Consider the following 9,074-nt stretch of genomic DNA (forward strand, 5'->3'; position numbering starts at 1 on the left):
ACTTTACTACCGGAGATTATTCTTTAGATCCACTTTGAAAAATTTTCATAATTAGTTTTAACAATTCGCCAAAGATTATAATGCTAAATGTGTAGCCAATGATTTTAACCCACATAACTAAGTCTAAAGGAACGGTTTTGAATACATCTCCACCAAACTGTGTTACTAAAACCTGAACCAGGAAAGTTAGAAAAACAACCCCTACCATCATCTTGTTTTTAAGAAGATTTGGGAAGATGCTCCTTGACCCAAACTCTCGACTGTTAAAGGCATTCCACAACTGGAAGAGTACAAAGGAAGTGAACACGATCGTCGATTGTTGTGCCGCAGTCCCGCCAAGTAATTGAGTGTCCATGAGCAGGATTAAGGCTGTTACAATAAACAGACCATTAGAAATGATTTTAAACAGCATATCTTTCGTTACAATGGAAGCATTTCTCTTAATCGGCTGCTTTTCAAGTAAATGCTCTCTGGGGGGCTCTAGACCTAATGTTAAGGCCGGAGGGCCATCCATAATAATATTTACCCAGAGTAATTGTAAGGTGGTAAAAGGCATTGCATAACCCATTACTTCTGCCAAGATTACTGTGACAAAGGCCACGACATTGACAGTAAGCTGGAACTGAATAAAGCGCTGAAAATTCTCGTAAATACCGCGCCCCCACTTAATTGCCTTAACAATTGTGGAAAAAGAGTCATCCAACAATACTATATCCGAAGCTTCTTTCGATACTTCCGTGCCTGCTATTCCCATGGCAACTCCCACATCGGCAGCCTTTAAAGCAGGTGCATCATTAATCCCATCGCCAGTGACAACCACAGAAGCATTAATTTCCTGTAAAAGCTTAACGACTCTCATTTTTGCCGTTGGGTTAGAACGAGCGATTACCACAATGTTAGGCAACTTAGTTTTTAAATCTTGATCACTCATGGCGTCAATGTCGGTAACTTCTAATACCAAGGAGTCCTGCTTAACAATTCCTAACTGAGTAGCAATAGCTCTAGCAGTGTTAATGTTGTCTCCTGTTAATATTTTGACCGAGATGCCAGCTTGTCGGCAATTAGTAATTGCTTCTTTAACATCGGAACGCAACGGATCTTCGATTCCCACGAATCCTGTATATATTAAATTCTTTTCCACATTATAAATATCTTCCCACTGAGGCTCTTCACTAAAATCATTAAAGGCAAAGGCTAACACCCTTCTGGCATTATCCTGAAGCTGAGTTATCTTAGCTTCAATCTCTTTAATATGCTCTGGAGTCAAGGGGATAATAGCACCCTTATAAAGAATCCGATTGCAAATGCTTAGTACCTTTTCCGGGGAACCCTTGGTATAGAGTCTATAACCCTTTGTTGTCTCATAAGCAATGGACATCATTTTTCGAGCAGAGGTGAAATTGTATTCACTCACAGGCTCACTATGCTCTTTACGATAATGCAGATAGTTAATATTATTCTTATCAGCACATACCAGCAGAGAGCATTCCGTCGGATTTCCTAAAAACTCATATTTTCCGTCTTTTTTAGAAATATCCGCTGTAGAGTTAAGACAAAAATTCTCCAGCATTTCTTCACTTCGTAGTTGATCTACTGGAACTTCTTTACCGTCCGCCCAAACTTCAACGACTGTCATCTTGTTTTCTGTTAATGTGCCGGTTTTATCTGAGCAAATAACATTTACAGATCCAATGGTTTCACAAGCGATAAGTTTGCGCACTAAAGCGTTGTTTTTGGCCATTTTTTGCATATTAAAGGCTAAGGTAATGGCAACCATCGTTGGCAATCCTTCAGGCACAGCCGCAACGATAAGGGCTACAGAGGTAACAAAGGCATCTTTAATTCCCGGAAGGGCAGCTCCCAGATTATCAAACACTAAGATACCCTGGTTATACATCTTGAAAACTTCGAAAAGGAAGATTGCAGCCGCGACTACCGATCCAATTATCGAAATTCTTTTGCCCAGATCAGCCAGTTTTTGCTGAAGCGGAGTCTCAGAGTTCAACTCACCTTTTAATTCGTCAGCAATCTTGCCCATTTCAGTTCCATCGCCAATTGATGTTACAATCGCAATGGCTCTTCCTTCAAGCACCATAGTCCCTGAATAAAGCATATTTTTACGTTCAGCCAGAGGGCAATTCTCTCTATCAATCTTCAGAGTGTTTTTAGAAGACGCTTCAGCTTCCCCCGTGAGCATAGATTCGTCGATCCCTAAACTTGATGCGTGTATGATACGAGCATCCGCAGGAACCTTATCTCCTGTTTCCAGGTGGATAATATCTCCAATTGTCAACTCACTTTGTGCTAGGAGAACGATTTTCCCCTCACGAACAACTTTGACATGGACATCTTCACTTAGCTTAGATAATGCTTCAAAAGCTTTATCCGATTTGCCTTCTTGAATAATTGAAATCGAGGTCGCAATCAGTACGGCAACAAAAATCCCTATGCCATCTACAATGTGCCCCATAGCTAAGGATATTACCCCTGAAATCAAGAGAATGAGAATTAGAGGCTCCGTCAAACTCTCAAATATTTTTTTGAAAAAACTTTCCTTTTCTTTAGGAGTAAAAAGGTTCTTCCCATAACGTTCAATTCTACTCTCAGCTTCCGCCGCTGATAGACCCATCTCTTCATTACTTTTTAATTCAGAGATGACTTCGGTAACTTCTCTTCGGAAATAATCCACAACATAGTCCTCCTTGTTTTAATTTGATCTCATAACTAGCTTAGTATTTTATAGTATTTACGAAATAACCACTCCTTACTTTATTTTGGCAACGTGTTTATAGATAATAAACAAAAAAGACTTTTAACACAGCCTAATGGCCATGTTAAAAGTCTCGTTACCGAAATCGGCTTACAAAGACAGGTAAGGCACCTTACCGGGTATGTTGCCTTTGTAATAAAACTACTCCCTCTTAACAAGATCAGTGTACCTCAAATAGGATAGCTTGTCAAATATTCTTAAGTCAATAACTCTAGGTTAATTCCTTTATACTACTAAACAAGGCTCCCATTAGTCGATGAAATCCATGGGAGTTTTGTGCAGGTACCCTATATTGTTTGTTAATCTCTAACTGAACCGCCGGTATAGCCAATTCCCGGGCTACGTAATTAGCCACCGTGTTGGGCCCAGAGGCAGCGAAATAATCATAGGATATCTTCGATAACCCATAGTTCCGTAGGTTTTGTCCAATAATTTCTATTATATTTTCTTTGCCCAAGAGGTTTTTTCCGCAATTAATTCCTAAATCAATATCAAACTCTCTTTCTCGAGCAGCACCATGAATGTCTAAAATGAACTTCACTTTGTTAGCGACGCAAAAATTAGAGATTTTTTCTTTGTAAATACATGGATCATCAGAATTGGGATCTCCTCCATAGAGCTTAGTTGTTGCTATGGCATGACAACCAGTAAGCTTATGTAATAGATAGACAATAGAACCTGTGAATTGGTCGGACATTTTTATCTTCTTTTGCCGAAAATGTCTAACGGCATGAGGTGCCGAAACTAAAACAGGCAAATCCCCAACATTGAACCAAAAGGGCTCCTCCTGTTTAGGATTAATACGTTTATCCGTCTTATAAAAATGTATCTTTTCTATATTCACTGCTTCTTCGTTGAGGCGCCTCCGGTTAAACTCATTAAGAACCTCTTCATATTTATCCATAATTCTTACTCCCGCAGGTTCATTTTTTGAGTTTCTTATAACCTGTAATACTCAGTTTGGCGATATGATCTCGATGTTCATTAAACACATCCACATTGTAATTAGCAATATTTTTAGAACTAGAAAGTTCTTTGGCCTCAGCTATCAAGGACTTTCCTTTTGATGCCATAAAGTAGGATATATTAGAATTTATTGCCACGGTCACACTACCGGTAGCGTTGGCAGCAGCCGCAAAGGCAAAATCGGCCAAGGTAAAAATCACACCTCCTTGGATAATGTCCACGCCGTTTAGATGCTTCTCCGAAATTTCCATCTGGGTTATCGCATAGCCTGGCTCTACTTTTATTATCTCTATGCCAACATAGGCTGCGAACCTATCATTTTTCATAAGTTTCATTAGATCACTATCCATGACGGTTCTCTCCCCTGTCAAACTTATTAATAAAGCTTTTCCCTGCCTTTTTCGAAACAAACAGTCTCTTATATTCAGGCTTGAGGTTACATCTCTAAGTATAAATTTTTTCTACAAGAGTAGCAATAAGATTCATGAGTATGCCTATAATTAATAGGTCTTTAGTCCCATGCTCTTGGGACTAACTGTCTATACTTTTTAGATTTAGTGAATGTTACTATGGACTAAGATTATTTATTCGGAGGGATCTTTTTGTTGTGGCATAAAATCAATACCAAAAAACAAAACCTAATTATTATTGGTGGAACCATCATATTCTCTCTGCTTGTTGTTGGAATAACTAATGTAATCGTACACATCGGATAAGATAGGCGTTTAGGTATAAAGCGAACCCCCTAAAGAGAACGGTCAGAGCCTTCTTCTTTAGGGGGTTTTAGATATCTATGGTCAGTTAAACGAAACACAAAGATCAAACGAGCGCAAGCGAGAGTTTAAATTAATAAGTCTCTTCAAAAACTTCAAAGTATGCTTGTGGATGAATGCATGCCGGACATTCGTCGGGTGCACTAGTTCCTTCATGCACATAGCCACAATTTCCACACTTCCAAAGTTTACTTCCATCTTTCTTAAATACTTTGCCATCTTTGATGTTCTGTGCTAGTTTATTATATCTGGTTTCATGCCTTTTCTCAGCCTCAGCAATCATCTTAAAGGCAAGGGCAATCTCCGGAAAGCCTTCTTCTTCTGCGACCTTAGCAAAATCCGGATATAATTCACTCCACTCTTCATTTTCCCCACTTGCTGCGGCCATCAAATTATCTAGTGTTGTACCCTGAGCGACAGGAAAAGAGGCACTTATTTCTAGGGTGGCAGGAAGTTCATTCTGGAAACCGGCTAATAAGAATTTATAAAATCTTTTCGCATGTTCCTTTTCGTTATCGGCAGTCTCAATAAATATGTTCTTAATTTGCTTGTACCCTTCTTTATCCGCTACTGAAGCGTAATAAGTATAGCGGTTACGTGCCTGAGATTCCCCTGCAAACGCTTTCATTAGATTCTCAGCAGTTTTAGTCCCTTTTAAACTATTCATTTAAAAAACCCCTCACTTTGTTTTCTTTAAGCTAGTGCCGCTAATAGTAAACGCCTTCCAATAACTTTATTCATCTACACCAAACTAACGGTGTATTTAAAATTATTACAAATACATTATATTTTTAAATAACATATACGTCAATACAAAATTATACATTTTATCTCTCTGAATGGAAAAAATCTTTCTTATTTACAGTTCACTCATTGCCTTTAAGGCTTGTAAATCTATAATTCTAAAAGTTGACAAGTGGAAATCAATAACTCCCTCCTCCTTCATTTTGCTCATTTCCCTTGACATAGATGGTCGAGAAACATTTAAAAAATCCGCCAGTTCGTTGCGATTTAACGCTAATTCTATTTCTTTGCTCCCAGATTTGTTGTAATGATCAAGTAAAAAAGAACATATTTTCCCTCGGATACTTTTTATCGTTAAGTATTCAACCTTTTTGTTCAATACTATTGCTCTTTCAGAGATTACTCTCAAAAAGTTTTGTATAAAAATCCTGTGCCAACTGCACATCTTATCACAATCTCCAACAATCTTACTCCTTGGTAAGAAGAGAATCTCACATGCTTCCTGGGCCTGAACCGTTGCAGGCCATGTCGCCATACTCGAAAATGCAACTATCTCACCGAAGATATCTCTCTCCTTTAATAGAGTCATTACAATTCTATTTCCTGAAATACTTTCTTTACTAACTGTCGCGGTTCCTTTAAGGACTACTCCAACATTTTCATAGGTTTGACCACTGGTGACGATATAATCGCCCTTTTTATAGATTCCTACTCTCGGCTTTAAACAATTCAGCATATTCGCAATGCCCGTTCTCTCAATACCGTAAAATAAACTTACATTTACGATCACGTCAAAGTATTTATCTAACATCGTCTTCACCGGCCTATTCTGTATCTCCAGATACCGATTTTGTCTCTATTATTGTAATATAATGAACCTGTAAATAACAATTAAACAGGGGGAATAATAATGTTAAGAAAAATTATCAAAATAGATGAAGAAAAGTGTAATGGGTGTGGGTTATGTGTTAACGCTTGTCATGAAGGTGCTCTACAGTTAATAGAGGGCAAAGCTCGCCTCATTTCCGAAAGCTACTGTGATGGTCTCGGCGACTGTCTGCCTGAGTGCCCTACAAAAGCTATTATACTTGAGGAAAGAGAAACCGTAGAATACGATGAGGAAGCTGTCAAGAAACATATAGAAAAGAAACAACAGCCTGCCAATCCAACACCATGCGGTTGTCCGGGTACTCATGCCAAACTACTTGTTAACAAACAGGATAACACTACTCCGATACCGTCAGAAAGCACACCATCACAGCTCGCTCAGTGGCCCTGCCAGCTAAAATTAGTTCCAGTAACCGCACCTTATCTCGATAACGCACATTTACTAATAGCAGCAGATTGTACAGCTTTTGCCTATCCAAATATTCATCAAAAGTTCATGCGCAATAAGATCACCTTGATAGGCTGTCCGAAGTTAGACGATGGCGATTACTCTGAAAAACTTACTGCCATACTAAAACAGCACGAAATCAAAAGCGTATCAGTTTTACGAATGGAGGTTCCCTGCTGTGGTGGTATTGTTCAAGCCGTAAAGAAGGCACTTATAAACTGTGAAAAACTTATCCCTTGGAATGTGGTTACCATATCAACAGACGGAAGGGTTATCGAAGAATAGTAAATAAGAGTTATAAGACCCACAGCAAATTGTCCTGTGGGTCTTATAACCTTGGCCGATTCGTACTCTACATTTTCTGTACTTGGAAATACCTATTGATTTTCTCCCATTTTTTCAGGTAAGAGCTGGTTACCACTTCCGATGTTGTCCATGTCATTTTCCCGAATGTTTCTATCAGGAGCCCATCCTTTCTTACTATGAACTCCATCACAAAAGGGGCGGTTTTCGGAATATCCGCAGCGGCATAAAGCTATACGACCGCCTTCCTTTAACACTTTCCCGTCAATCCCTATTAGAAGAGACGAACCTTCAACTAAAAGCGGCCCGTTCGAACATACTTTTATCTTAACTTCTGATGGATTCCTATCCTCATAGTTAAGATTGCCAACACCATTAGCCCTTTGGGCATTAACTTTCGAACCCTTAGGTAGGGAGTATCTTAAAGCGCCTGAGGGGCATTGATCTATAGCCCTGATGATTTCCTCTGGTTCTGCGGCATCAACGTTAACCCAGGGGCGTTGTTCAAGATTAAACACCTTTGGCAAAAGCCTCAAGCACGTCCCGGGATGTGAACACAATTCCGGATACCAGTGAACTATGATATGTTCATTTCTATATTCTTTCATAGAACTTATTCCCTTCAACACATAAATTCACCTAATTCTATCATAACTACCCTTAATTTACCTTATTTTTTTCAAATAGTAACTAGTCTTTTGGGCCAACTGCCTGAATAAGTATAGATGCAAAAAACCGCACTTTAAGTGCGGTTAAATTCTTATGGAGCGGGTGATGAGAATCGAACTCACGTAGCTAGCTTGGAAGGCTAGTGCTCTACCATTGAGCTACACCCGCAGGTGTGGTAGCAGGGGGGGGATTTGAACCCTCGAATGAGCGGGTATGAACCACTTGCCTTAGACCACTTGGCTACCCTGCCATGGCTCCCCGAGTAGGACTCGAACCTACAACCTACCGGTTAACAGCCGGTTGCTCCACCATTGAGCTATCGAGGAATATATTTTATGGCGGAGAAGGAGGGATTTGAACCCTCGCGGCAGTTACCCACCCTAACGGTTTAGCAAACCGTCCTCTTCAGCCACTTGAGTACTTCTCCAAAACATTCATTTTTGGTGCGGAAGACGGGACTTGAACCCGTACGGAGTTACCCACACGCCCCTCAAACGTGCGCGTCTGCCAATTACGCCACTCCCGCATTAGTTGGAGCCATTGACCGGGATTGAACCGGTGACCTTATCCTTACCAAGGATACGCTCTACCAACTGAGCTACAACGGCACGTGATTTTTAGTATGGTGCGCTCGGAGAGATTCGAACTCCCGGCCTTCTGATTCGTAGTCAGACGCTCTATCCAGCTGAGCTACGAGCGCATTTTTGGAGCGGGTGACGAGATTCGGACTCGCGACTTTCACCTTGGCAAGGTGACACTCTACCACTGAGTTACACCCGCGAATTATGGTGGGCCATCCGCGACTCGAACGCGGGACACCCTGATTAAAAGTCAGGTGCTCTAGCCGACTGAGCTAATGGCCCATAATTATGGCTGGGGTGGGAGGATTCGAACCTACGAATGCCAGAGTCAAAGTCTGGTGCCTTACCGCTTGGCGACACCCCAATATAATGGTGGGCAGGGATGGATTCGAACCATCGTACCTCGCGGAACAGATTTACAGTCTGTCGCCTTTAACCACTCGGCCACCTACCCAAAACCAGCTTTTTAATGGCGACCCCGATCGGACTTGAACCGACGATCTCCTGCGTGACAGGCAGGCATGTTGACCACTACACCACGGGGCCTAGTCATTTTAAAGTCTTAGTAAGTCCATCACTTAAAAATGAATTACTAAGCGTTATTGGTGACCCGTACGGGATTCGAACCCGTGTAACCGCCGTGAAAGGGCGGTGTCTTAGACCGCTTGACCAACGGGCCACTATTAAGAGACAAATAGTCTCTCAAAACTAAACAACAGCTGTTTCCAATGAGTTGCCGATCCCTCGGCGTGAGTCTTGCGACTCTTATTGATCTCTCGTTGAACTCAGTTTTTCAACCGATATTCTTCGTGAGAATCGACCAATAGGATGTTCGTCTAAAGCCTAAGCTCTAAACCGTTCTCCTTAGAAAGGAGGTGATCCAGCCGCACCTTCCGATACGGCTACCTTGTTACGACTTCACCCCAATTATC

General features: G+C 40.9%; 7 protein-coding genes, 13 tRNA genes and 1 rRNA gene. 1 reads left to right on the forward strand and 20 read right to left on the reverse strand.

Annotation, left to right across the window (positions count from 1 at the left end):
• Positions 1-16 precede the first annotated feature (16 nt).
• The 5 genes from BLS16_RS20155 to BLS16_RS20175 all read right to left on the reverse strand — a co-directional run bounded on the left by BLS16_RS20155 (position 17) and on the right by BLS16_RS20175 (position 6,064).
• Positions 17-2,689, reverse strand: a complete 2,673-nt coding sequence (locus tag BLS16_RS20155; protein WP_092335443.1) for a calcium-translocating P-type ATPase, PMCA-type — start codon at positions 2,687-2,689, stop codon at positions 17-19.
• Positions 2,690-2,981: 292 nt separating this feature from the next.
• Complete coding sequence (locus BLS16_RS20160) at positions 2,982-3,674, reverse strand: hypothetical protein (protein ID WP_427846390.1); 693 nt, start codon at positions 3,672-3,674, stop codon at positions 2,982-2,984.
• Between the two features lie 19 nt (positions 3,675-3,693).
• The gene (locus tag BLS16_RS20165; RefSeq protein WP_014903701.1) at positions 3,694-4,086 is read right to left on the reverse strand and encodes a PaaI family thioesterase; all 393 of its coding nucleotides are present in this window, start codon (positions 4,084-4,086) and stop codon (positions 3,694-3,696) included.
• A 496-nt stretch (positions 4,087-4,582) separates the two neighbouring features.
• Positions 4,583-5,176 carry a rubrerythrin gene (rbr, locus tag BLS16_RS20170; RefSeq protein WP_014903702.1) on the reverse strand — a complete coding sequence of 198 codons (594 nt, stop codon included), beginning with the start codon at positions 5,174-5,176 and terminating at the stop codon, positions 4,583-4,585.
• 192 nt (positions 5,177-5,368) lie between these two features.
• Positions 5,369-6,064 (reverse strand): Crp/Fnr family transcriptional regulator, encoded by a 696-nt coding sequence (locus BLS16_RS20175; RefSeq protein WP_092335445.1) that lies wholly within the window; start codon positions 6,062-6,064, stop codon positions 5,369-5,371.
• A gap of 99 nt (positions 6,065-6,163) precedes the next feature.
• Here BLS16_RS20175 and BLS16_RS20180 point away from each other — a divergent pair, with 99 nt between their 5' ends.
• The gene (locus BLS16_RS20180) at positions 6,164-6,874 is read left to right on the forward strand and encodes an ATP-binding protein (RefSeq protein WP_092335446.1); all 711 of its coding nucleotides are present in this window, start codon (positions 6,164-6,166) and stop codon (positions 6,872-6,874) included.
• Positions 6,875-6,966: 92 nt separating this feature from the next.
• On the opposite strand, the gene BLS16_RS20185 is transcribed toward BLS16_RS20180, so the two are convergent.
• The 15 genes from BLS16_RS20185 to BLS16_RS20255 form a co-directional block, all read right to left on the reverse strand.
• Positions 6,967-7,500, reverse strand: a complete 534-nt coding sequence (locus tag BLS16_RS20185; RefSeq protein ID WP_242876385.1) for a (4Fe-4S)-binding protein — start codon at positions 7,498-7,500, stop codon at positions 6,967-6,969.
• A 155-nt stretch (positions 7,501-7,655) separates the two neighbouring features.
• Positions 7,656-7,729, reverse strand: a tRNA-Gly gene (locus tag BLS16_RS20190).
• A 5-nt stretch (positions 7,730-7,734) separates the two neighbouring features.
• Positions 7,735-7,811: transfer RNA gene (locus BLS16_RS20195), tRNA-Met, on the reverse strand.
• A 1-nt stretch (position 7,812) separates the two neighbouring features.
• Positions 7,813-7,887: transfer RNA gene (locus tag BLS16_RS20200), tRNA-Asn, on the reverse strand.
• Positions 7,888-7,897: 10 nt separating this feature from the next.
• Positions 7,898-7,988, reverse strand: a tRNA-Ser gene (locus BLS16_RS20205).
• A gap of 14 nt (positions 7,989-8,002) precedes the next feature.
• Positions 8,003-8,087, reverse strand: a tRNA-Leu gene (locus BLS16_RS20210).
• A gap of 6 nt (positions 8,088-8,093) precedes the next feature.
• Positions 8,094-8,169 (reverse strand) — tRNA-Thr (locus tag BLS16_RS20215).
• A gap of 15 nt (positions 8,170-8,184) precedes the next feature.
• Positions 8,185-8,261, reverse strand: a tRNA-Arg gene (locus BLS16_RS20220).
• A 5-nt stretch (positions 8,262-8,266) separates the two neighbouring features.
• Positions 8,267-8,341: transfer RNA gene (locus BLS16_RS20225), tRNA-Gly, on the reverse strand.
• A gap of 6 nt (positions 8,342-8,347) precedes the next feature.
• A tRNA-Lys gene (locus BLS16_RS20230) sits at positions 8,348-8,424 on the reverse strand.
• A gap of 7 nt (positions 8,425-8,431) precedes the next feature.
• Positions 8,432-8,506, reverse strand: a tRNA-Gln gene (locus tag BLS16_RS20235).
• 6 nt (positions 8,507-8,512) lie between these two features.
• Positions 8,513-8,596, reverse strand: a tRNA-Tyr gene (locus BLS16_RS20240).
• 16 nt (positions 8,597-8,612) lie between these two features.
• Positions 8,613-8,688: transfer RNA gene (locus BLS16_RS20245), tRNA-Asp, on the reverse strand.
• A 57-nt stretch (positions 8,689-8,745) separates the two neighbouring features.
• Positions 8,746-8,821 (reverse strand) — tRNA-Glu (locus tag BLS16_RS20250).
• A gap of 189 nt (positions 8,822-9,010) precedes the next feature.
• Positions 9,011-9,074: ribosomal RNA gene (locus BLS16_RS20255) — 16S ribosomal RNA — on the reverse strand; the annotation flags it as partial.

It is taken from the genome of Desulfosporosinus hippei DSM 8344, assembly GCF_900100785.1.
Lineage (GTDB): Bacteria > Bacillota > Desulfitobacteriia > Desulfitobacteriales > Desulfitobacteriaceae > Desulfosporosinus > Desulfosporosinus hippei.

What these genes read in the sequence shown, in the direction of transcription:
- BLS16_RS20160 (WP_427846390.1), bottom strand. Translation starts at nt 3,674, where the DNA reads ATGGATAAATATGAAGAGGTTCTTAATGAGTTTAACCGGAGGCGCCTC.
- rbr (WP_014903702.1), bottom strand. Translation starts at nt 5,176, where the DNA reads ATGAATAGTTTAAAAGGGACTAAAACTGCTGAGAATCTAATGAAAGCG.
- BLS16_RS20185 (WP_242876385.1), bottom strand. Translation starts at nt 7,500, where the DNA reads ATGAAAGAATATAGAAATGAACATATCATAGTTCACTGGTATCCGGAA.
- BLS16_RS20165 (WP_014903701.1), bottom strand. Translation starts at nt 4,086, where the DNA reads ATGGATAGTGATCTAATGAAACTTATGAAAAATGATAGGTTCGCAGCC.
- BLS16_RS20175 (WP_092335445.1), bottom strand. Translation starts at nt 6,064, where the DNA reads ATGTTAGATAAATACTTTGACGTGATCGTAAATGTAAGTTTATTTTAC.
- BLS16_RS20180 (WP_092335446.1), top strand. Translation starts at nt 6,164, where the DNA reads ATGTTAAGAAAAATTATCAAAATAGATGAAGAAAAGTGTAATGGGTGT.